Here is a 21,387-nt window from a genome sequence, read left to right as displayed (position 1 = left end):
TCGCACCCTGCGATGCTCCAGTCACGCTACGCTCACAAGGAATCCGGCACCCAAACAAGTCCTACGCAAGTCCCAGCAGAACGGCTCAAGGCAACGAATGCCCCAGCACACGTCCGGGTCTGACCGCGCGGCAGCGCCCCCGGCTGCACGTGGCCATATTCGGCCCCCCGCGCCGTCGTCGCTCGATGAGCTGTGGCGGTCGTACAAGTCGACGGGCGACAAACGACTGCGCGAGCAGTTGATCCTGCACTACTCGCCCCTGGTGAAGTATGTGGCCGGCCGGGTCAGTGTGGGGCTGCCTTCCAACGTTGAGCAGGCCGACTTCGTGTCCTCGGGCGTCTTCGGGCTGATCGACGCCATCGAGAAGTTCGACATCGAGCGGTCCATCAAGTTCGAGACCTACGCCATCACGCGGATCCGCGGCGCCATGATCGACGAACTCCGTGCCCTCGACTGGATCCCACGTTCGGTCCGGCAGAAGGCCCGCGCCGTCGAGCGCGCCTACGCCACGCTGGAGGCCCAGCTCCGCCGCACGCCGTCCGAGACCGAGGTCGCGGCCGAGATGGGCATCGCGGTCGAGGAACTGCACGCGGTATTCAGCCAGTTGTCCCTGGCCAACGTGGTGGCACTGGACGAGCTGCTGCACGTCGGCGGCGAGGGCGGCGACCGGCTGAGTCTGATGGACACTCTGGAGGACACGGCAGCGGACAACCCGGTCGAGCTGGCCGAGGGCCGCGAACTGCGCAGGCTGCTGGCCCGCGCCATCAACACGCTTCCCGACCGGGAGAAGACCGTGGTGACCCTCTACTACTACGAGGGCCTCACCCTGGCTGAGATCGGCAACGTTCTCGGGGTCACGGAGAGCCGGGTCAGCCAGATCCACACCAAATCGGTCCTGCAGCTGCGCGCCAAGCTGTCGGACGTCGGACGCTGATCCGCAGGCGAATCACCGCCACCGCGGGAGTTTCCGTAAAGTGGCAGCGTGCCCAGGATTCGAGCGGCCTCCGTGGCCGAACACCGAACCATGCAGCGCAGCGCCCTGCTGGACGCCGCCCGCACCCTCCTCTCCGAAGGGGGTACGGACGCGCTGACCTTCCCCGCCCTCGCCGAGCGCACGGGCCTCGCGCGCTCCTCGGTGTACGAATACTTCCGGTCACGTGCCGCTGTCGTGGAGGAGCTCTGCGCTGTCGACTTTCCGATCTGGGCCGCGGAGATCGAGTCCGCGATGGAGCGGGCCCCCGATCCGGCAGGCAAGGTCGAGGCTTATGTGCGCCAGCAGTTGGCGCTGGTCGGTGATCAGCGGCACCGGGCCGTGGTGGCCATCTCCGCCGGCGAGCTCGACTCGGGTGCCCGCGAGAAGATCCGCGCCGCACACGGCGGTCTCATCGCGATGATCGTCGAGGCGCTCGAAGCTCTGCACCACGACCAGCCGAGGCTGGCGGCGATGCTGCTCCAGGGTGTGGTGGACGCGGCGGTGCGGCGCATCGAAACGGGATCGGCCGAGGACCCGAGTGTGGTGGCGGACGCGGCAGTCGCGATGGCGCTCGGCGGGGTCGGACGCTGACGTCCGGCGCTGCCCGCCCGCCGGGTGCGCGCTTGTCCTGTATGCGTCTGTCCTGTGCCCGTCCGCTCCGGACGTGACTGTCCGGATGCCTGCCCGGCACTGGCGCGCCTGGTGCTGACCCGCACAGGATGCGACTGCCCGGCAGCCGCGGGGCCGGGCAGGCTGCGGGTCCGGACGAGTGCCGCGCAGTGCCCACTGCGCCTGTGACCTCCACTCCGGTCCCTGCCTCCGCTCCTCCGGCCTCCGCTCCTCCGGCCTCCGCTCCTCCGGCCTCCGCTCCTCCGGCCTCCGTGCCGCTGACCTCCGGGACTGTGGTCTCCTGGGCGGTGGTCTTCGCGGCCGCTGTCCCCGTGCCCATGTGCTTCCCGGCCGGGAGCTTCGCGGCCGGGATCTGAGGGGCGGGGATCTCCGGGACTCCGAATACCGGCAGCAGCCTGGACGGCCCCAGGTGGAGCAGCTCGGGCGGGAGGAGCGAGAGCGGGTTCAGATAGACCTCTCCGCGAAGCAGCCCCCAGTGCAGGCATCCCGACGGGCAGTGGGACGGTCCGTCCTCCCGTACGGCGACCGGCCGGCCCGCGGTGACCTCGTCCCCCGCCCCGACGACCGGCAGGACCGGTTCGTACGTCGTGCGCAGCTGCGTTCCCGACACCGCGATGGTGAGCACCCCGTGACCGGCCACCCGGCCCGCGAACAGGACCCGGCCGGAAGCCGCGGCCAGCACAGGTGTGCCCGGCCGCGCGGCCAGATCGACCCCGCGGTGTCCCGGCCCGTATCGATTGGCGGGCGGCCGCCACCCATGGACGATCCGCGGCCGCCCGGCCAGTGGCCAGCTGCGGTCCGCGCCGGGCGCCGTCGCCGACCCGGGCCCGGCGGCGACGGGGGACGTGGCGGGCGCCGCGGACGGCAGAGCGGGCGCCGCGGTGTACGGGACCCCGGCTGCCGCGTCCGCGGCGAACACCGCGGCTGTGCCCAGCAGCACGACGCACACCGCCACGACGAGCCGTGCGAGCCTCGCCCGCGCACGCGGCGCGAGCCTCGCCCGCGCACGCGGCGCGAGCCTCGCCCGCGCACCCAGCGCGCGCCGGGCCTGCGGGGGCGACGGCGCGGGCCGCTCCATGCCGGACCGCTCCATGCCGGACCGCTCCGGCATGGAACGGCCCGACGAGCACCGGTCCTGTGTATTCCGGTCCGGCGCATTCCGGTTCGGTGCGTGCCGGTCCGGGCCGTCGGGTCCGGCGGCGTCGCCGCTCGGGGCAGTCTCGATCAGGAGGCGCATGGAAGGAACCGTCCCCCGTTCCGACGGCCCGTGGGGATCATGGCCGGTATCTGTGGACTACCAACCGGTTGTGGACATCGCCGTCACCCGGCACCCACCGGGTCCCGTACACTTCTGCTGGCGATCCGGGTCACCGGGTCGACTTCGCACGCCCCCCATCACCCCATCAGCGGTCGATGGACGCGCCTCTCGGTCCCTCGTGGCACGGCGCGTGTGGGCGTCAGGCGCGACAGCAATCCTGCGGTCGCGACAACCGAGTATCTCAAGGAGTACGGCCATGGCCGTCGTCACGATGCGGGAGCTGCTGGAAAGCGGCGTCCACTTCGGTCACCAGACCCGTCGTTGGAACCCGAAGATGAAGCGTTTCATCTTCACGGAGCGCAACGGCATCTACATCATCGACCTGCTCCAGTCGCTGTCGTACATCGACCGCGCCTACGAGTTCGTCAAGGAGACCGTCGCCCACGGCGGCTCCATCATGTTCGTGGGTACCAAGAAGCAGGCCCAGGAGGCCATCGCCGAGCAGGCGACGCGCGTGGGCATGCCCTACGTCAACCAGCGCTGGCTCGGCGGCATGCTGACCAACTTCTCCACCGTCTACAAGCGCCTTCAGCGTCTGAAGGAGCTTGAGCAGATCGACTTCGAGGACGTGGCCGCCTCCGGCCTCACCAAGAAGGAGCTCCTGGTCCTCTCGCGCGAGAAGGCCAAGCTGGAGAAGACCCTCGGTGGTATCCGCGAGATGCAGAAGGTGCCCAGCGCCGTCTGGATCGTCGACACCAAGAAGGAGCACATCGCCGTCGGTGAGGCGCGCAAGCTCCACATCCCGGTCGTCGCGATCCTCGACACCAACTGCGACCCGGACGAGGTCGACTACAAGATCCCGGGCAACGACGACGCGATCCGCTCCGTCACCCTGCTCACCCGCGTGATCGCCGACGCCGTCGCCGAGGGCCTCATCGCCCGCTCCGGCGCAGCGACCGGCGACCAGAAGCCGGGCGAGAAGGCTGCCTCCGAGCCGCTCGCCGAGTGGGAGCGTGACCTGCTCGAGAAGAAGGACGGCGCCGAGGTCGTCCAGACCTCTGCCGAGACCGAGAAGGTCGCGGACGCCGAGGCCGCCGCTGAGACTCCGGTCGCCGAGGCGCCCGCTGCCGAGGCCCCTGCCGCCGAGGCTCCTGCTGCCGAGGCGCCCGCCGCCCCGGCCGCGGACGCCGAGCAGGCCTGACCCTCACCGGGTTCGGTTGTTGACGGCGGAGGCCTTCGGGCCTCCGCCGTTCACCCGTAAGATCTTTCAGACTTCGAGAGAGAATTTCACGATCATGGCGAACTACACCGCCGCTGACGTCAAGAAGCTCCGCGAGCTCACCGGCGCCGGCATGATGGACTGCAAGAAGGCACTCGACGAGGCCGACGGCAGTGTCGACAAGGCCGTCGAGGCGCTCCGTATCAAGGGCCAGAAGGGCGTCGCCAAGCGCGAGGGCCGCTCCGCCGAGAACGGCGCCGTCGTCTCCCTCATCGCCGACGACAACACCTCCGGTGTCCTCGTCGAGCTGAAGTGCGAGACGGACTTCGTCGCCAAGGGTGACAAGTTCCAGGCCGTCGCCAACGCGCTCGCCGCTCACGTCGCCGCGACCTCTCCGGCCGACATCGCGACGCTCCTCGCGTCCGAGATCGAGTCCGGCAAGACCGTCCAGGCGTACGTGGACGAGGCCAACGCCAACCTCGGCGAGAAGATCGTCCTGGACCGCTTCGCGCAGTTCTCGGGCGGCTATGTGACCTCGTACATGCACCGCACCATGCCCGACCTGCCCCCGCAGATCGGTGTCCTGGTCGAGCTGGACAAGGCCGACGCCGAGCTCGCCCGCGGTATCGCGCAGCACATCGCCGCCTTCGCGCCGAAGTACCTGGACCGCGAGGACGTTCCGGCCGAGGTCGTCGAGGCCGAGCGCCGCGTCGCCGAGGAGACCACGCGCGCCGAGGGCAAGCCCGAGGCCGCCCTCCCGAAGATCGTCGAGGGCCGGGTCAACGGCTTCTTCAAGGACGCCACCCTGCTGGGCCAGCCGTACGCGCTGGACAACAAGAAGTCCGTCCAGAAGGTTCTGGACGAGGCCGGTGTCACCCTGAAGCGCTTCTCGCGCATCAAGGTCGGCATCTGAGTCTGTACGCGATCCACCGAAGACCCCGATAGGGTCTGACGCAGCCGCCCGGGTCCGCGCCGGACGGCCGCAGATCTGACGAGGAGGCCATTGCCGCACAGGGAACCGCAAGGACCCCCGGCAATGGCCTTCTTCGTATGCGCACGAGGAGATCTCCATGGAACAGCCCGACAAAAGCGCCGACAGGACCGACGACGTCAGTACCGGCGACGTCAAGAGGCACGGCCGCTTCATGCTGAAGCTGTCGGGTGAGGCGTTCGCCGGCGGCGGCGGTCTCGGTGTCGACCCCGACGTCGTGCACGCCATCGCCCGCGAGATCGCCGCGGTCGTCCGCGACGGCGCCGAGGTGGCGGTCGTCATCGGCGGCGGCAACTTCTTCCGCGGCGCCGAGCTCCAGCAGCGCGGTATGGACCGGGCCCGCTCCGACTACATGGGCATGCTCGGTACGGTCATGAACTGCCTCGCCCTCCAGGACTTCCTGGAGAAGGAGGGGATCGACTCCCGCGTCCAGACCGCCATCACCATGGGGCAGGTCGCGGAGCCGTACATCCCGCTGCGCGCCGTCCGGCACCTGGAGAAGGGACGCGTCGTCATCTTCGGTGCGGGCATGGGCATGCCGTACTTCTCCACCGACACCACCGCCGCGCAGCGCGCCCTGGAGATCGACGCCGAGGCGCTGCTCATGGGCAAGAACGGCGTGGACGGGGTCTACGACTCCGACCCGAAGAAGAACCCCGACGCGGTGAAGTACGACGCGCTGGAGTACAGCGAGGTGCTGAACCGCAACCTCAAGGTCGCCGACGCGACCGCCATCACCCTCTGCCGCGACAACAGCCTGCCGATCCTCGTCTTCGAGCTGCTGGCATCGGGCAATATCGCGCGGGCCGTCAAGGGTGAGAAGATCGGGACTCTTGTGAACGACCACGGCACCCGGGCCTGAGAACCGGGGGACGGCCGTTCAAGAGGCCAACAGGGTGGACAAGAACCTGCCGGTCGGACACCGTGCAGGGCAAGACGCGGGTTTACTCCAGGGCCTGAGAACGCAGGGCCCACTCAAGACATGCAGGAGCAAGTGGTGATCGAAGAGACCCTCCTCGAGGCCGAGGAGAAGATGGAGAAGGCCGTCGTGGTCGCCAAGGAGGACTTCGCCGCGATCCGCACCGGCCGTGCGCACCCGGCGATGTTCAACAAGATCGTGGCTGAGTACTACGGCGCGCTGACCCCGATCAACCAGCTCGCCTCGTTCTCCGTGCCCGAGGCCCGGATGGCCGTGGTGACCCCGTTCGACAAGACCTCGCTCCGCAACATCGAGCAGGCGATCCGAGACTCGGACCTCGGCGTCAACCCGAGCAACGACGGCAACATCATCCGGGTGACGTTCCCCGAGCTGACCGGTGAGCGCCGCAAGGAGTACATCAAGGTCGCCAGGACCAAGGCCGAGGACTCCAAGATCTCGATCCGCTCCATCCGCCGCAAGGCGAAGGAAGCGATCGACAAGATGATCAAGGATGGCGAGGTCGGCGAGGACGAGGGCCGCCGCGCCGAGAAGGAGCTCGACGACACCACCGCGAAGTACGTCGCGCAGGTGGACGAGCTGCTCAAGCACAAGGAAGCCGAGCTGCTCGAGGTCTGATGAACGACTCTTCCTGGGGTGCCCCGCAGAGCGGCCACCCCGTCGGGGAATGGCGACCCGCCCCCGACCAGGGCGCTGTCCCGGCGGGTCCCGCGTACGGCGAGCATGAAGTTGAGCAGACTCGGCCCATGCCCATCGTGCCCGACGCAGGCAGAGACGCCGAAGACGGCGGCCGTGACCATCACGACCGTGCCGACCATGACCGTGCCGGCCGGGACCGGGGGGCCGCTCGCCCGAGTGGCCCCCCGGCCCGTGACGAGATGCCGCAGGAGCCCATGGCAGTCCCGCCGCCTCCCGAGAAGAAGAAGGCCGGCCGCGATCTGCGGTCGGCGATAGGGGTCGGTCTCGGGCTCGGCGTGGTGGTGGCGGCCTCCCTCTTCGTCTGGAAGGCCGCGTTCGTCATCGTGATCGCGGTCGCGGTGGTCGTCGGACTCTGGGAGCTCACCTCCCGGCTCGACGAGCGCAAGGGCATCAAGGCGCCGCTGGTACCGCTCGCGGTGGGCGGCGCCGCCATGGTCGTCGCCGGGTACGCGCGCGGGGCCGAGGGCGCCTGGATCGCCATGGCGCTCACGGCGCTGGCGGTCCTCGTCTGGCGGATGACCGAGCCGCCCGACGGATACCTGAGGGACGTCACGGCGGGTGTGTTCGCCGCGTTCTACGTGCCGTTCCTCGCGACCTTCGTGGCTCTCCTGCTGGCGGCCGACGACGGCCCCTGGCGGGTGCTCACGTTCCTGGTGCTCACCGTGGTGAGCGACACGGGCGCGTACGCCATCGGCTGGCGTTTCGGCAAGCACAAGCTCGCACCGCGCATCAGCCCCGGAAAGACCAGGGAGGGCCTGCTCGGGGCGGTCGGCTTCGCGATGGTGGCCGGCGCGCTCTGCATGCAGTTCCTGATCGACGACGGCCGGTGGTGGCAGGGCCTGCTGCTCGGCCTTGCCGTCGCGGCCAGCGCCACACTGGGCGATCTGGGCGAGTCGATGATCAAGAGAGATCTCGGGATCAAGGACATGGGGACGCTGCTGCCGGGCCATGGCGGGATCATGGACCGGCTGGACTCCCTGCTGCCCACCGCCCCCGTGGTCTGGCTGCTGCTGGTGCTCTTCGTCGGGTCCTGAGACGCCCGCGTCCACGTCTCGACCTGCCTTTTCACCGGAGGGAGGGCTCACCGTCCACAGGGCGGCGGGCCCTCCCTCCGGCGTCCGTGAGGGAGATGTCACGTGCTCGATGCGCATCCGATCGGACCAGGAGCGGGAAGCGATTCCGCTCCCCAATGGGTCTGGTACACCGCATACGGCTCCAACACGCACCTCGACCGGCTCGCGTACTACATCAAGGGCGGCCGGCTGCCCGGTACCGACGCGGTGTACCCGGGGTGCCGGGACCGGCGGATGCCCAGTCGTTCCGTTCCTGTGGAACTCGACGGTGCCCTCTACTTCGCCACTGAGTCGCCGGTCTGGGGCGGGGGACGGGCGTTCTACGACCGGCATGCGGAAGGGCGGGTCCACGCCCGTGCCCACCTGCTTCCGGCGGCCCAGTTCGCGGACATCGCGGCGCAGGAGATGGGCAGGAGCCCGGGTGCGGATCTCGATCTCAGCGAGGTCCTCACGTCGGGTGTCGCGGAGCTGGGGAGCGGACGTTACGAGACGCTGGTGTGCGCCGGGCAGATGGAGGGGCTGCCGGTCCTCACTTTCACTGCCCCCTGGGGCGCCGACGAGGTGACGCCGGTGGCCCCTTCCCGTGCGTACGTGCGTTTCATCGCCTCCGGACTGCTTGCGGCCGGGGCGTGGGACGTGGACACCGTGGCCGCCTATGTCGCTTCGGCTCGAGGCGCCGCCGGCCACTGGACGGAACGGGCGGTCCGGGCCCTGATCAGTCAGTGACCGCAGTTCAGCCGGGATGAGCGGGCATGTGGGCCGGGCCGTCCCGGGGCCGTCCGCGGTCGTCACGGAGCCGCCCCGGAGCTAGCGGCAACGGCCACCGGAGGGCCGGGCACCGGGCGGGACCGGCGACGACCGTGAGCACCACGGCGTGTCTGCGACACTGGATGAACCATGCCTAAGCCCGGAGAACTCACTTTCGTCGCGCCCCGCGGAGCCAAGAAGCCCCCGCTCCACCTCGCCGACCTCACGCCCGCCGAGCGCAAGGACGCCGTGGCCGAGACCGGTGAGAAGCCGTTCCGCGCCAAGCAGCTGTCGCAGCACTACTTCGCGCGGTACGCCCACGACCCCGCCGAGTGGACCGACATTCCCGCCGCCTCACGCGAGAAGCTGCGGGAGGCTCTGCTGCCCGACCTGATGAGTGTCGTGCGGCACATCAGCTGCGACGACGACACCACCCGCAAGACGCTCTGGAAGCTGCACGACGGCACGCTCGTCGAGTCCGTGCTGATGCGTTACCCGGACCGGGTCACCATGTGCATCTCGTCGCAGGCCGGCTGCGGTATGAACTGCCCCTTCTGCGCCACCGGCCAGGCGGGCCTCGACCGTAATCTCTCGACCGCCGAGATCGTGCACCAGATCGTCGACGGCATGCGCGCCCTGCGCGACGGCGAGGTGCCGGGAGGGCCCGCGCGGCTCTCCAACATCGTCTTCATGGGCATGGGCGAGCCCCTCGCCAACTACAAGCGGGTGGTCGGGTCGATCCGCCGGCTCACGGACCCCGAGCCCGACGGCCTCGGCCTCTCCCAGCGCGGGATCACCGTGTCCACGGTGGGTCTGGTGCCCGCGATGCTCCGTTTCGCGGACGAGGGCTTCAAGTGCCGCCTCGCGGTCTCGCTGCACGCGCCCGACGACGAGCTGCGCGACACGCTCGTCCCGGTGAACACGCGGTGGAAGGTCCGGGAGGTGCTGGACGCCGCGTGGGAGTACGCGGAGAAGTCCGGCCGCCGCATCTCCATCGAGTACGCGCTCATCCGTGACATCAACGACCAGGCCTGGCGGGGCGACCGGCTCGGCCGGCTGCTCAAGGGCAAGCCTGTTCATGTCAATCTGATCCCGCTCAACCCGACTCCGGGGTCCAAGTGGACCGCCTCCAGGCCGGAGGACGAGAAGGCGTTCGTCGCCGCCATCGCCGCCCACGGCGTCCCCGTGACCGTACGGGACACCCGTGGCCAGGAGATCGACGGAGCGTGCGGGCAGCTGGCGGCCGCCGAGCGGTAGGGCCCGTGTAACGTGGGCCGCACATTTTCATATTCCGACAGGGGAGCGCCACAGCGCTGAGAGTGCGGCCACGCCGCAGACCCTCTGGACCTTGCCCGGGTCATTCCGGGTAGGAAGTTCGGTCACTACTCAAGCTGTTCAGCCCTGCCCGCTCCCGTGGGCAGGGCCGCGTCTCTTCCTGGATGTCCCATCCCAGGAGGAATCCAGTGAGCAACACCAAGCGAGCGGGTACGGCAGGCAGAACGCTCACGACCGGGAAACTGACGGCCACCGCGCTGGCCGCGGCGCTGGGCGTCTCGGCGCTCGCCGGCTGCGGAAGTTCCGGTGGCTCCGGTTCGTCCGCCGGGCAGTCGAAGACCGTGACACTGGTCAGCCACGACTCCTTCGTCGCTTCGCCCTCCGTGCTGAAGGCGTTCACGAAGGAGACCGGCTACAAGGTCCACGTCCTCAAGAGCGGGGACGCCGGTGCCGCGCTCAACCAGGAGATCCTCACCAAGGGCTCCCCGCGCGGCGACGTCTTCTTCGGCGTCGACAACACCCTGCTGTCGCGGGCGCTCGACAACGGCCTCTTCACGCCGTACCGGGCGAAGGGCCTGGACCAGGTCGCACCCGCCGTGCAGCTCGACGCCGGGAAGCACCGGGTGACGCCCGTCGACAGCGGTGACCTCTGCGTCAACTACGACAAGAAGTACTTCGCCGACCACAAGATCGCCCCGCCCCGCAGCTTCGACGACCTGATCAAGCCGCAGTACAAGAACCTCCTGGTCACCGAGAACGTCGCCACGTCCTCACCCGGGCTCGGCTTCATGCTCGGCACGGTCGCCAGGTACGGCGGCGACGGCTGGCAGGGGTACTGGAAGAAGCTCAAGGCCAATGGCGTCAAGGTCGACGACGGCTGGGAGCAGGCGTACAACAACGACTTCTCCGGCTCGGCCGGCGGCAAGAAGGCCAAGGGCGACCGTCCGCTCGTCGTGTCGTACGCGTCGAGCCCGCCCGCCGAGGTGCTGGACGCCGAGCCACAGCCGAAGACCGCTCCGACCGGCGTCGCCACCTCGACCTGCTTCCGGCAGATCGAGTTCGCCGGGCTGCTGGACGGCGCGAAGAACCAGGCGGGCGGCAAGGCCCTGATCGACTTCCTGATCAGTAAGAAGTTCCAGGAGGACATGCCGCTCAACATGTTCGTGGACCCGGTGGTGAAGGGTGCGAAGGAGCCCGCGCTGTTCACGAAGTACGGCGCGAAGGTCACGCGGCCCGAGACCGTCGCGCCCGGCACGATCGCCAAGAACCGTGATCAGTGGGTCAAGTCGTGGTCCTCGATCGTCCTGAGGTAGACGGCCCGGCGCGGGCGGGGCAGCCCTCCGCGGCCGGGGCCGGGCGGCGCCGGACCGCGGTCCGGCTCGCGCTCATGGCCCTGCCCGTGGTGTTCTTCGCGGTCTTCTTCGCCTACCCGGTGGCGGCCATCGTCGGCCGCGGTCTCAAGGTGGGCGGCGCGTGGCAGTTCGGGCGGATCGGTGACGTACTGACCCAGCCCGACATCCTGCACGTCCTGTGGTTCACCACCTGGCAGGCGTGCGCTTCCACCGGGCTCACGCTGGTGATCGCGCTCCCCGGCGCGTATGTCTTCGCACGCTTCGACTTTCCCGGCAAGCACGTACTGCGCGCGGTGGCGACGGTGCCGTTCGTGCTGCCCACCGTCGTCGTCGGGACGGCCTTCCTCGCGCTGCTCGGCCGGGGCGGGCTGCTCGACCAGCTGTGGGGCGTACGCCTGGACACCACCGTCTGGGCGATTCTGCTCGCGCACGTCTTCTTCAACTACGCGGTGGTCGTTCGGACCGTCGGTGGGCTCTGGTCGCAGCTCGACCCGCGGCAGGAGGAAGCCGCGCGGGTGCTCGGCGCCTCACGGTTCGCCGCCTGGCGGCGGGTGACGCTGCCCGCGCTGACGCCGGCGGTGGCCGCCGCCGCGCTGATGGTGTTCCTCTTCACCTTCACCTCCTTCGGTGTGGTGCAGATCCTCGGCGGACCGGCCTTCTCCACGCTCGAAGTGGAGATCTACCGCGAGACCGCCGAACTGTTCGATCTCCCGACGGCGGCCGTGCTGACGCTGGTGCAGTTCGCCGCGGTGGGAGCGATCCTCGCGCTGCACGCCTGGACCGTGCGGCGCAGGGAGAGCGCGCTGAGCCTGGTGGACCCGGCACAGACCTCGCGCCGTCCGCGGGGGGCCGGCCAGTGGGCGCTCGTGGGCGGGGTGCTCGCGGTGATCACCGTGCTGATCCTGCTGCCCCTCGGAGTGCTGGTCGCGCGGTCACTGGACGGTCCGGGAGGGTACGGGTTCACGTTCTACCGGGCGCTCCAGTCGCAGGGCGCGGACGGCGGTACCTTCCTCGTGCCGCCGGTCGACGCGGTCTGGAACTCCGTGCGGTACGCCCTGGTCGCGACGGGGATCGCCCTGGCCGTCGGCGGTCTCGCGGCGGCGGCGCTCACCCGCCGGGCCGGGCGCCTCGTGCGCGGGTTCGACGCCCTGCTGATGCTGCCCCTCGGGGTCTCCGCGGTCACCGTCGGCTTCGGGTTCCTGATCACCCTCGACAAGCCGCCGCTCGACCTGCGGACCTCCTGGATCCTGGTGCCGCTCGCCCAGGCACTGGTGGGCGTGCCGTTCGTCGTGCGGACGATGCTCCCCGTGCTGCGGGCGGTGGACGGGCGGCTGCGGGAGGCCGCCGCGGTACTCGGCGCCTCGCCCCTGCGGGCCTGGCGGGAGGTAGATCTGCCGATGGTGCGCCGGGCGCTGCTGGTCGCTGCCGGGTTCGCTTTCGCCGTGTCTCTGGGGGAGTTCGGAGCGACGGTCTTCATCGCGAGGCCGGACAATCCGACGCTGCCGGTGGCGGTGGCGCGGCTGCTCGGGCGGGCCGGTGAGCTGAACTACGGGCAGGCGATGGCCCTTTCCACGATCCTGATGCTGGTGTGCGCGGTGTCGCTGCTGGTGCTCGAACACATTCGTACCGACCGCTCCGGAGAGTTCTGATGCTGCAACTGGACGGTGTGACGGTCCGCTTCGGGGAGCGGGTGGCCCTGGACGCGGTGGACCTGACGGTCGCCGAACACGAGACGGTCTGCGTGCTGGGGCCCAGCGGGAGCGGCAAGTCGACGCTGCTGCGGGTGGTGGCGGGGCTCCAGCCCGCTTCCGCCGGACGGGTGCTGCTGGACGGAGCGGAACAGGCCGGCGTTCCGGTGCACCGCCGCGGCGTCGGCCTGATGTTCCAGGACCACCAGCTCTTCCCGCAGCGCGATGTCGGCGCCAATGTGGCCTTCGGGCTGCGTATGCACTCCGTGCCCCGGGCCGAGCAGGCCCGCAGGGTCGAGGAACTGCTCGACCTCGTGGGCCTGCCGGGCGCCGGGCACCGCGCGGTGGCGGCGCTCTCCGGGGGCGAGCAGCAGCGCGTGGCGCTCGCCCGTGCGCTCGCCCCGCGCCCCAAGCTCCTGATGCTGGACGAGCCGCTCGGCCAGCTCGACCGCAGCCTGCGCGAGCGCCTCGTCGTGGAGCTGCGCCGGCTCTTCGGCAGTCTGGGCACCACCGTGCTCGCCGTCACCCACGACCAGGGGGAGGCCTTCGCCCTCGCCGACCGGGTCGTGGTGATGCAGGACGGGAGGATCGCCCAGGCCGGCACCCCGCTGGAGGTCTGGCAGCAGCCCGCCTCGGAGTTCGTCGCACGGTTCCTCGGCTTCGACAACGTGGTGCCCGCGACCGTCAGCGGCCGGGCGGCGGACACCCCCTGGGGCAAGGTTCCGGTTCCGGCCGGTGCGGCGCAGGGCGGGAGCCGGCTGCTGGTGCGGCCCACCGGTGTGCGGCTCGTGGCCCCGCAGGACGGCCTGCGCTGCACGGTGGAGGCGCGTACCTTCCGGGGCAGCCATGTGGCCGTACTGCTGAGTCCGCAGGACGGTCCCCGGCTGGAGGCCGAGTGCCCGCTGCTGACGGCGCCCGAGGTGGGTGAGACGGTCGGGGCGGTCTTCGACGCGTCCGATGTCGTCCTGCTGGCCGAGCAGGAGTGAAGGGGCGTCCCCGGCGGTGCCCGGTGCGCTCACCGGCCGGGTGCCCCGGCAGGACAGTTCCGCGCGCCCGGGAGAACATCTGAGTGACCTCCGGAAAGGGCATGGACACCATGAGCACCGAGAAGAACACGGACAGGACGCCCGGCGAGAACGCCGAAGGAACCGGGACGCAGGGCGGTATCTCCGTCACCCGCGTCCTGGACGCACCACCCGAGCGGGTCTTCCGGGCCTGGACCACCCCCGAGCAGTTCGCCGCCTGGTACGGCGGTGACGCGGAGGCGCCCCTGGACCGGGTCACCATGGACGTCCGCCCCGGCGGCGAGTGGAGCCTGGTCCTGCTCGTACCGGACCATGGCGAGATGCCGTTCCACGGCGTCTACCGCGAGGTCAACGCGCCCGGACGGCTGGTTCTGACGCTCAAGGACGGCGGGGCCCCCGAGGACATCGAGGGTGAGATCGTCACCGTCACCTTCGCCGGCGTCGGCGGCCGCACCGAGATGGTGTTCCACCAGGGCGGCGGCAACCTCAGCGCCGAGCAGTACCAGCAGGCCAGGGGCGGCTGGGAGATCTTCTTCGACACCCTTGCCCAGGTGCTGCGAGGCTGAGCCCCCGGCCTCAGAAGACCATCCGGGCCAGCGCTTCGGGGGCCTCGTCCACGGTGTCGACCAGCGCGATACGGGACTCCATGGGCCGGCCCTTCGCCAGCGCCCGGAGCAGTGGCCAGGCGGGCAGCTCCTCGGTCCAGTGGGTGCGGTTCACCAGGACCATCGGGGACGGCTCGCCGTGCGATCCGTAGTAGTTCGGTGTCGCGTTGTCGAAGATCTCCTGGACGGTCCCGGCCGCGCCCGGCAGGAAGACGACGCCCGCGGTCGAGCGGGCCAGCAGCCCGTCCTCGCGGGTGGCGTTGGCGAAGTACTTGGCGATGTGACCCGCGAAGGCGTTCGGCGGTTCGTGGCCGTAGAACCAGGTGGGGATGCCGACCGAGTCCCCGCCGTCCGGCCAGCGGCCGCGGACCTCGAAGGAGGCGCTCGCCCACTCCGAGACGGACGGCTTGAACGACGGTGTCTTGCCCAGGAGTTCGAGCGCCTCGTCCAGCATGCCGTCGCGGAAGGGGGCGGCGTACGCGCCGAGGTTGGCGGCCTCCATCGCGCCGGGGCCGCCGCCGGTGGCGACCGTCAGGCCGGACCGGGCGAGCGTACGGCCGAGCCGCGCCGCGCCCGCGTACTCCGCGGTGCCACGGGCCATGGCATGGCCGCCCATCACGCCCACGACCCGTGCGCTGTCGAGGTGTTCGTCGAGCGCGTCCGACATCGCGTCGTCGTGGATGGAGCGGAGCATCGAGGCGAATATGTCGCCGTCGTTCCCGGTCTGCTGGAACCAGGCGTAGGCGCGGGCGTCCGGCGTTGCCTCGTAGCCACCGCCGTCGAGGCCCGCGAAAAGCTCGTCCGCGGAGTACAGCAGCCCGCGGTACGGCGCGAACGGCAGGCCCGGGACCGGCGGGAAGACGAGTGCGCCGGCCGCACCGACCGCTGACTCGGCCTCGGGGCGCATGGGGCAGCCGAGGAAGACGGCGCCCGATGTGTCCGCGGCGAGCAGGGTGTCGGTACGGCCCGTCAGGTCGACGCCCTGGACGCGGTATCCGCCGAGTGCACCGCGGGCGGCGGCCCGGTCGAACTCGTCCAGGGTCTCGATCTCACGGTCACGCTCAGGTGTGGTGGGCATCCGGCCATCGTAGGGGGGTGCCTCCACGCGTCCGGTGGCGCGGCGTCGCAGCAGCCGGCGCGGGCCCGCCCCCGGAAGGACTCCGGCCCCCGCAGGCCGGCCGGGCGGTGACGGTCAGGCCCGGATACGGAGGGGGCGCCCGCCGCCCGTGCTCCGTGTGAGGACCGTGTAGAGGAGCGAGGCGGCGACGATACCGGCGGGCAGGGCGAGGTCCATGCCGCCCAGGGCCTGTGCCACCGGCCCGGTGTAGAGGGTGTTGACGCACAGGGCCGATACGGCGACGCCTCCGGCGAGCGCCAGGACCCCCGCCGTGTGGAAACCCGCGGTGTACCAGAAGGGGCTGCCGGGGGTCTCGTCCATCAGGGCGGGGCCGTCGTAGCGGTTGCGGCGCACCAGGATGTCCGTGGCGTAGACGGCCATCGCCGGGCCGAGCAGGACGACGGTGAGCTGCAGGACGTTGTTGACGGTGTCGAGGAAGTTCGAGACGAGGAGCCCGTAGAGGGTGAGCGAGACGGCGGCGGTTCCGTCGGCGATCACACTGAGGGAGCGGCGGATGCGGATACCGACGGCCTGCAGGGCCAGTCCCGCGCTGTACGAGGTCAGGGCGTTGATGGCGATCGTGCCGAGCACCAGGGCGAACAGGAAGAAGGGGTCGAACCAGCCGGGCAGGATCTTCTGCAGCCCGGACTGCGGGTCGGTCATGTCGACCGCCGTGGCGGCGAAGGCGCCCAGGGAGCAGACGACGACACTGGGCAGGAAGCCGCCCAGGGCGGTCCATCCCACGATCGCGGTCGGAGAGGTCGTCCGGGGCAGGTAGCGGGAGAAGTCGGCGCTGGTCGTGTAGGACAGCGGACCGGAGCCGATCAGGGTGACCCCGGCGATGAGAGCTGTCCACAGGCCGGTGCCGCTCAGCGGTTCGGCGGGTGTGTACGAGAAGTCCGTGTGCCGCAGGACGCCGACCGCGACGACGGCGAAGACGGCGGTGAGGACGAGCGTGAGCGGGAGGTACAGCTTCATGATCAGGGCATGGCCGTAGACACCGATGGTCAGGGTGACCGCGGCGATGACCAGCACGACGACGACCTTCACTCCGGTGCTCGCGGTGATGCCGGTCTTCTCGACGAGCGAGAAGGCAGCTGTCGCGGCGGCCGCCAGGTTCAGGGCGAAGTAGCAGACGGAGATCATCCAGCCGACCACCGCGTTGTTCACCCGGTTGCCGCGGATTCCGAACATGGCCCGGGTGATCACCTCGCTCGGTGCGCCGGCGGACGGGCCGGATATGGAGAGCAGCCCGGTGAACAGCCAGAACAGGTTGCCCACCACGATCACCGCGAGCGCCTGCCACAGGGTCAGGCCCATGAGGACCAGGGCGCCGCCGACCACGAGGCTCAGGTAGTTGACGCTTGCCGCGGCCCAGACGGAGAACAACTGCCGCGGGTGGCCGTGGCGTTCCTGCTCGGGTATGTGATCGATGCCGTGGGCTTCGATGCGGGCAGCCCCGTCCGACGGGGGCCGCGCCTCCTGCTGCGCGGCGCGGGTGTCGTGGTGCGGTTCGGGAAGCGTGGACGCCATGCGGCCCTCCGGATGCTGATACCCAGCTGCTTGCTTGTTGGTCGCACACTCAATAGCATCGATTCCATGCCGTCAAGCATTCAGAACAAGCGAATCCGCAAGGATCCGGCCGCCAGACGTGCGGAAATCGTTGCGGCGGCCGCCGCAGTGGCGTTGGCCGAAGGGCTGGAGTGCATCACCCTCCGGCGCATCGCCGACGAGCTGGAGGTCCGGCCGGGGCTGATCAGCCACTATTTCCCGGCGGTGGAGGATCTGGTGTCCGAGGCGTACGGGAATGCCGTCGCCGCCGAACTCGACGAGCTGCTCCCGGCCGACCGGGCGGACGCCGGCCCGACCCGGCACCTGGCGCGGTTTCTCGTCCGGGCGGCGGGGGACTCGTACGACGACATCAGCCGGCTCTGGCTCAACGCCCGGCACCTCAGCCGCTACCGGCCCGCGCTGCGTGGCCGCGTCATGGTCCAGGAGGCCGCCTGGCGCGACCGGCTCGAAGCGCTCATCCGCGACGGCGTCGAACAAGGTGAATTCCGTACACCCGACCCGGCGTTGACGGCCATTCAGATCCTGGTCGTCCTCGACGGCCTCGGCGCGCTCGTCAACAGCGGCGACCTGGGCGACGACCCGCCGGCGGTCCGGAACATGCCCGCGGCCACCGCGGAGCGCGAACTCGGACTGCCCGCCGGCGCCCTGACCGCCGCCGCGAACTGACCTCTCCCCAAGGAGCCCTCCATGCGCACCTCCCTCATTCTGCTCTCGGCCCGTCTGCTCGACCCGGTCACCGGCGGCTTCCTGCCGCAGACCGCACTCGCCGCGGCCGGCGGACGTATCACCGCGCTCGGTGACAACCACGAGATCCGCGCGCTCGCGGACGCCTCGACCACGGTGATCGACCTCAAGGGCGCGGTGGTGACCCCCGGTCTCGTCGACGGACACATCCACCCCGCCTCGGGCGCCGAGCTGACCCACGGCCTGGACCTCTCGCGCTGTACGGACGTGGAGCAGGTGCGCGAGGCACTCGCCCGCGCGATACGTGACCTGGCCCCCGGCGGATGGCTGCACGGTTGGGGCCTCGACCCCAACGTCTTCGCCGGCCGCCCCGTCGGAACAGCCCCCTTCGACGCGGTACTCGACGGCGTGCCCGCCCTGTTGCAGCTCTTCGACGCGCACTCCATGCTGGCCAGCCCGCGCGCGCTGGAGCTCGCCGGTGTCGACGGCCCCCGGACCTTCGGCCAGGCCACGGCCGAGGTGGTGTGTGACGCCGCGGGGCGGCCCACCGGCCTGCTCCTGGAGGAGGCCGCCTGCGAACTCGTGGCGCGGACGGCCCCGCAGCCCACCCGCGGGGAACGCCGCGAACGGCTCGCCGCCGCGCTGCGCGCCATGGCCGCCGCGGGTCTCACCGGCGGTCACGCCATGGACGCCAACGGCGACAGCCTCGCCCTCTACGCCGAACTCGACGCGGCCGGGGAACTGCCGCTGCGCCTGCGGGTCGCGCCCTGGTGCCGGCCCGGCACAGGTGCGGACGGTGTGCGCGCCCTCATCGGGCAGCAGGGCGAGGGCGGCCGGCTGTGGCGGACCGACGGCGTCAAGATCTTCATGGACGGCACCATCGACAACGGCACCGCCTGGCTGGAACACCCGGACTGCCACGGCGAGTCCAGGAACGCCTTCTGGCCGGACCCCGAGGAGTACACCCGCGTCATCGGAGAACTCCACCGGGCCGGTGTGCCCACCGCGACCCACGCCATCGGTGACGCCGCCGTACGCCATGTCCTCGACGCGGTCGAGAAGGCGCAGGCCGGCGGCGGACGGGGGGCGCGGCACCGGGTCGAGCACATCGAGACCGTCCCCGACGACACCCTGCGCAGGTTCGCCGGGCTCGACGTCGTGGCGTCCATGCAGCCGACCCACTGCTGCGACTTCACCCGCGCGGACCACACCGACAACTGGTCACGCCGTCTCGGCGAGGAACGGGCCTCACGCGCCTGGCGCTGCCGCGACCTGCACGACTCCGGCGCCGTCGTCGTTCTCGGCTCCGACTGGCCCATCGCTGCCTACCCGCCGCTGGAGGTCATGGCGGGAGCCCGCCACCGCAGGCCCACCCGCGACCTCGGCCAGGCACCGCACGGCCCGGAACAGGCGCTCACCGCCCTGGAGGCCCTCCAGGGCGTGACCGTCAACGCCGCCTACGCGGCGGGCGAGGAACACGAGGCGGGCCGTGTCGCGGTCGGTCACCGCGCCGATCTGACGGTCCTGGCCGCCGACCCGCTCACCACCGGGGCCACCGAACTGCCGCACGTGCCGGTGCTGCTCACCGTCCTCGACGGCGAACCGACCCATCGGGACGCACGGCTGTGACCGCCGGCCGGGGACGGTCCCCGGCGCTACCGGGACAGCGGCACCGCAGCGAGCGCCGAGACCGCCCAGGTCACCGCGGTGAACAGAGCCACCAGGGCGGCCGTGCGCAGCAGGGCCGCCGAACGCGGCAGGCTCGCGGGGGCGCACCCGCGCAGCAGGGCCGCTGTTGTCGCGGCGCGCTCCTGGCGCGCCTCCACGGCCGCGGTGAGCAGAGTGGCGGCCGAGCAGACCACGACGAGCGCGGCGCCCAGCGAGGTCAGCGCACCGAAGAGCGGGTGGGCCGGCGGGTGGCCCGCGCCGCGCAGTGCGCAAGCCGCGACGAGGCCCGAGACCACCGCACAGCACACCCCGAGCGGTCGGCCGATCCGGCGGGCTTCGGACTGCAGCACCCGGCCCGCGAGGAGGCGGACCGCGCCCGGCCGCACGGACTGCAGGACCCGGCCGCACAGATGGGTCAGTGCGGGGCCCGCGACGGCGAGTCCCAGCGCGGTCAGGGACCAGCCGGCCAGCACCCCGGCCGGGGCGCCGTCGAAGCGGCCGGGCACCGGCAGCGCGGCGCCCCCGGGCCGCCCGGCGGCGTACAGCTCGGCCGCGGCACCCACCGCGACCAGAGCCAGTGCGAGGACCAGCCCCCTCGGCGCGGCGCGGTCGTGCGCGGGCCTGCGCTCCCTCACCGCCCAGGCGCTCCCGGCGGCGGCGGCCAACGGAACGGGTGCGAGGAGCACCAGGGCGGCGGGCAGCGGGAGGCGGCTGCCCGCCCCCAGCATGCGCGGGGCGGTGCCACCGAACGGCAGCCGGCCGATGCCGTCGCGCAGATGGAAGAAGACCAGCAGTGCGACCCCGCTGCCCAGCACGCAGAAGAGCGCGGTCGACACCGCGGACAGCGCGGCGCGTCCGGCCGGCCCGAGCCCCGCGGCCGTCGCCCCGCGGCTCGGGCGGGTGCCCGGATCGGTACGCGCGACCGCGGTGGCGAACCGGACCGCCGCCGCCAGCGGAACCAGGCACCAGAGCAGCCGGAGCCCGGCTCCGGACGGTCGCGGCGAGTGCCCCACCGCGTAGCCGAGTGCGCAGAGCAGCAGGAGTCCTGTGCCGGCCGAAGCGGCAGCGACCAGCAGCCTCCGCAGCAGAGCGACGGGCCCCGAGCCGCGGGCTAGACGGAGAGCGAGCACGTGGGGCGCGCCTCCTCGGCGGAGCTGCCCTCGTCGCTGAGGGACGCGGTCCTGCGCCCGTCCCTGAGCAGCACCGTACGGTCGGCGTGCGCCGCTACCCCGGGGTCATGGGTGGCGAGCACCACCGTGACCCCGTGCGAGCGGGCCGCCGCGATCAGGGTGCGCAGTACATGGGTGCCCTCCGCCGCGTGCAGGACGGCCGTGGGTTCGTCTGCGAAGAGCACCGCGGGTCCCGCGGCCAGGGCGCGGGCGACGGCCACCCGCTGCCGCTGCGCCTGCACCAGGGCGTGCGGGCGTTTGCGCACCTGCGTCCCCAGGTCGAGCCGCTCCAGCCACTGGATGGCCGTGTGCTTCGCCTCGCGGTGCGAAGCACCGTTCAGGAGCAGCGGCAGGGCCGTGTTCTCCCAGGCCGTCAGCTCGGGCACGAGCCGGGGCTCGGGATCGATCCAGCTGAACCGGGAGACGCGCAGCCGTTCACGCGCCGTCCGCCCGAGGGTGTGCACGGGGCTGCTGTTGAACCACACTTCGCCCTGCTCCGGGACGAGCTGTCCCGAGAGGCAGCGCAGCAGCGTCGTCTTGCCGCTGCCGCGCGGGCCGAGCACCGCGAGGACCTCCGCGTCGCGCACGGCGAGCGAGACACCGGTGAGCGCGGGGGTTCCGCTGTGGGAGTAGTGCGCGGCGCGCGCCCAGAGCACGTCGTTGTCCGGTGGGGTCACCATGGCGAGCACACCTCGGTTCAGATCT

Annotated in this window: 19 protein-coding genes, 1 pseudogene and 1 riboswitch; of the genes and pseudogenes, 15 read left to right on the top strand and 5 right to left on the bottom strand. The window is 71.3% G+C overall.

Going from position 1 to position 21,387, the window contains the following annotated elements:
- Positions 1-97: 97 nt before the first annotated feature.
- Both whiG and OG584_RS08620 read left to right on the top strand, forming a co-directional pair.
- Positions 98-934, top strand: a complete 837-nt coding sequence (whiG, locus tag OG584_RS08625) for an RNA polymerase sigma factor WhiG (RefSeq protein ID WP_405776691.1) — start codon at positions 98-100, stop codon at positions 932-934.
- A gap of 72 nt (positions 935-1,006) precedes the next feature.
- Complete coding sequence (locus OG584_RS08620; RefSeq protein ID WP_405783937.1) at positions 1,007-1,564, top strand: TetR/AcrR family transcriptional regulator; 558 nt, start codon at positions 1,007-1,009, stop codon at positions 1,562-1,564.
- Between the two features lie 538 nt (positions 1,565-2,102).
- On the opposite strand, the pseudogene OG584_RS08615 reads toward OG584_RS08620, so the two are convergent.
- Positions 2,103-2,681, bottom strand: a pseudogene (locus tag OG584_RS08615) (peptidoglycan DD-metalloendopeptidase family protein); the annotation flags it as partial.
- A gap of 436 nt (positions 2,682-3,117) precedes the next feature.
- Between OG584_RS08615 and rpsB the strand changes: the two are divergent.
- From rpsB to OG584_RS08560, 11 genes are all read left to right on the top strand, one after another.
- Positions 3,118-4,062, top strand: coding sequence for a 30S ribosomal protein S2 (gene rpsB, locus OG584_RS08610; RefSeq protein WP_405776689.1), 945 nt, complete (start codon positions 3,118-3,120; stop codon positions 4,060-4,062).
- 94 nt (positions 4,063-4,156) lie between these two features.
- Positions 4,157-4,993: a translation elongation factor Ts gene (tsf, locus tag OG584_RS08605; protein WP_405776687.1), complete on the top strand. Its 837-nt coding sequence runs from the start codon at positions 4,157-4,159 to the stop codon at positions 4,991-4,993.
- A gap of 157 nt (positions 4,994-5,150) precedes the next feature.
- A complete protein-coding gene (gene pyrH, locus OG584_RS08600) occupies positions 5,151-5,933 on the top strand; it encodes a UMP kinase (RefSeq protein ID WP_405776685.1) in 783 nt (260 codons plus the stop codon).
- A gap of 135 nt (positions 5,934-6,068) precedes the next feature.
- Positions 6,069-6,626 carry a ribosome recycling factor gene (gene frr, locus OG584_RS08595; protein ID WP_405783935.1) on the top strand — a complete coding sequence of 186 codons (558 nt, stop codon included), beginning with the start codon at positions 6,069-6,071 and terminating at the stop codon, positions 6,624-6,626.
- Complete coding sequence (locus OG584_RS08590) at positions 6,626-7,741, top strand: phosphatidate cytidylyltransferase (RefSeq protein ID WP_405776683.1); 1,116 nt, start codon at positions 6,626-6,628, stop codon at positions 7,739-7,741. Before frr ends, OG584_RS08590 begins: the two co-directional genes overlap by 1 nt.
- A 102-nt stretch (positions 7,742-7,843) precedes the next feature.
- Entirely contained in the window at positions 7,844-8,506 is a 663-nt protein-coding gene (locus OG584_RS08585; protein WP_405776681.1) for a histone deacetylase, read from the top strand.
- A 171-nt stretch (positions 8,507-8,677) separates the two neighbouring features.
- Positions 8,678-9,784, top strand: a complete 1,107-nt coding sequence (gene rlmN, locus OG584_RS08580; RefSeq protein WP_405776679.1) for a 23S rRNA (adenine(2503)-C(2))-methyltransferase RlmN — start codon at positions 8,678-8,680, stop codon at positions 9,782-9,784.
- A gap of 29 nt (positions 9,785-9,813) precedes the next feature.
- Positions 9,814-9,918: riboswitch (TPP riboswitch) on the top strand.
- A 72-nt stretch (positions 9,919-9,990) separates the two neighbouring features.
- Positions 9,991-11,115: a thiamine ABC transporter substrate binding subunit gene (locus OG584_RS08575; protein WP_405776677.1), complete on the top strand. Its 1,125-nt coding sequence runs from the start codon at positions 9,991-9,993 to the stop codon at positions 11,113-11,115.
- Positions 11,116-11,189: 74 nt separating this feature from the next.
- Complete coding sequence (locus OG584_RS08570) at positions 11,190-12,803, top strand: ABC transporter permease (protein ID WP_405783934.1); 1,614 nt, start codon at positions 11,190-11,192, stop codon at positions 12,801-12,803.
- Complete coding sequence (locus OG584_RS08565; protein ID WP_405776675.1) at positions 12,803-13,828, top strand: ABC transporter ATP-binding protein; 1,026 nt, start codon at positions 12,803-12,805, stop codon at positions 13,826-13,828. The genes OG584_RS08570 and OG584_RS08565 overlap by 1 nt, the downstream gene beginning before the upstream one ends.
- A gap of 110 nt (positions 13,829-13,938) precedes the next feature.
- Entirely contained in the window at positions 13,939-14,433 is a 495-nt protein-coding gene (locus tag OG584_RS08560) for an SRPBCC domain-containing protein (protein ID WP_405783932.1), read from the top strand.
- 10 nt (positions 14,434-14,443) lie between these two features.
- On the opposite strand, the gene OG584_RS08555 is transcribed toward OG584_RS08560, so the two are convergent.
- Complete coding sequence (locus OG584_RS08555; RefSeq protein WP_405776673.1) at positions 14,444-15,550, bottom strand: LOG family protein; 1,107 nt, start codon at positions 15,548-15,550, stop codon at positions 14,444-14,446.
- Positions 15,551-15,664: 114 nt separating this feature from the next.
- Positions 15,665-17,122 carry a purine-cytosine permease family protein gene (locus OG584_RS08550; RefSeq protein ID WP_405776671.1) on the bottom strand — a complete coding sequence of 486 codons (1,458 nt, stop codon included), beginning with the start codon at positions 17,120-17,122 and terminating at the stop codon, positions 15,665-15,667.
- 66 nt (positions 17,123-17,188) lie between these two features.
- On the opposite strand from OG584_RS08550, the gene OG584_RS08545 reads away from it, so the two are divergent.
- Together OG584_RS08545 and OG584_RS08540 are read left to right on the top strand one after the other, a co-directional pair.
- Positions 17,189-17,827 carry a TetR family transcriptional regulator C-terminal domain-containing protein gene (locus OG584_RS08545; protein ID WP_405776669.1) on the top strand — a complete coding sequence of 213 codons (639 nt, stop codon included), beginning with the start codon at positions 17,189-17,191 and terminating at the stop codon, positions 17,825-17,827.
- 21 nt (positions 17,828-17,848) lie between these two features.
- Complete coding sequence (locus tag OG584_RS08540) at positions 17,849-19,474, top strand: amidohydrolase (protein ID WP_405776667.1); 1,626 nt, start codon at positions 17,849-17,851, stop codon at positions 19,472-19,474.
- Positions 19,475-19,500: 26 nt separating this feature from the next.
- On the opposite strand, the gene OG584_RS08535 is transcribed toward OG584_RS08540, so the two are convergent.
- Both OG584_RS08535 and OG584_RS08530 read right to left on the bottom strand, forming a co-directional pair.
- Entirely contained in the window at positions 19,501-20,643 is a 1,143-nt protein-coding gene (locus OG584_RS08535) for a hypothetical protein (protein WP_405776665.1), read from the bottom strand.
- The gene (locus OG584_RS08530) at positions 20,625-21,362 is read right to left on the bottom strand and encodes an ABC transporter ATP-binding protein (RefSeq protein ID WP_405776663.1); all 738 of its coding nucleotides are present in this window, start codon (positions 21,360-21,362) and stop codon (positions 20,625-20,627) included. Before OG584_RS08530 ends, OG584_RS08535 begins: the two co-directional genes overlap by 19 nt.
- Positions 21,363-21,387: the final 25 nt, after the last annotated feature.

It is taken from the genome of Streptomyces sp. NBC_00859, assembly GCF_045161865.1.
GTDB lineage: Bacteria > Actinomycetota > Actinomycetes > Streptomycetales > Streptomycetaceae > Streptomyces.
Note: the sequence above shows the minus strand (reverse complement) of the source record. Positions and strands in the feature narration are given on the sequence as shown.

Coding starts and splice junctions, on each gene's coding strand:
- OG584_RS08590 (WP_405776683.1), top strand. CDS start 6,626: ATGAACGACTCTTCCTGGGGTGCCCCGCAGAGCGGCCACCCCGTCGGG.
- OG584_RS08560 (WP_405783932.1), top strand. CDS start 13,939: ATGAGCACCGAGAAGAACACGGACAGGACGCCCGGCGAGAACGCCGAA.
- OG584_RS08570 (WP_405783934.1), top strand. CDS start 11,190: ATGGCCCTGCCCGTGGTGTTCTTCGCGGTCTTCTTCGCCTACCCGGTG.
- rpsB (WP_405776689.1), top strand. CDS start 3,118: ATGGCCGTCGTCACGATGCGGGAGCTGCTGGAAAGCGGCGTCCACTTC.
- rlmN (WP_405776679.1), top strand. CDS start 8,678: ATGCCTAAGCCCGGAGAACTCACTTTCGTCGCGCCCCGCGGAGCCAAG.
- tsf (WP_405776687.1), top strand. CDS start 4,157: ATGGCGAACTACACCGCCGCTGACGTCAAGAAGCTCCGCGAGCTCACC.
- OG584_RS08540 (WP_405776667.1), top strand. CDS start 17,849: ATGCGCACCTCCCTCATTCTGCTCTCGGCCCGTCTGCTCGACCCGGTC.
- pyrH (WP_405776685.1), top strand. CDS start 5,151: ATGGAACAGCCCGACAAAAGCGCCGACAGGACCGACGACGTCAGTACC.
- OG584_RS08530 (WP_405776663.1), bottom strand. CDS start 21,362: ATGGTGACCCCACCGGACAACGACGTGCTCTGGGCGCGCGCCGCGCAC.
- OG584_RS08550 (WP_405776671.1), bottom strand. CDS start 17,122: ATGGCGTCCACGCTTCCCGAACCGCACCACGACACCCGCGCCGCGCAG.
- OG584_RS08565 (WP_405776675.1), top strand. CDS start 12,803: ATGCTGCAACTGGACGGTGTGACGGTCCGCTTCGGGGAGCGGGTGGCC.
- whiG (WP_405776691.1), top strand. CDS start 98: ATGCCCCAGCACACGTCCGGGTCTGACCGCGCGGCAGCGCCCCCGGCT.
- OG584_RS08555 (WP_405776673.1), bottom strand. CDS start 15,550: ATGCCCACCACACCTGAGCGTGACCGTGAGATCGAGACCCTGGACGAG.
- OG584_RS08545 (WP_405776669.1), top strand. CDS start 17,189: ATGCCGTCAAGCATTCAGAACAAGCGAATCCGCAAGGATCCGGCCGCC.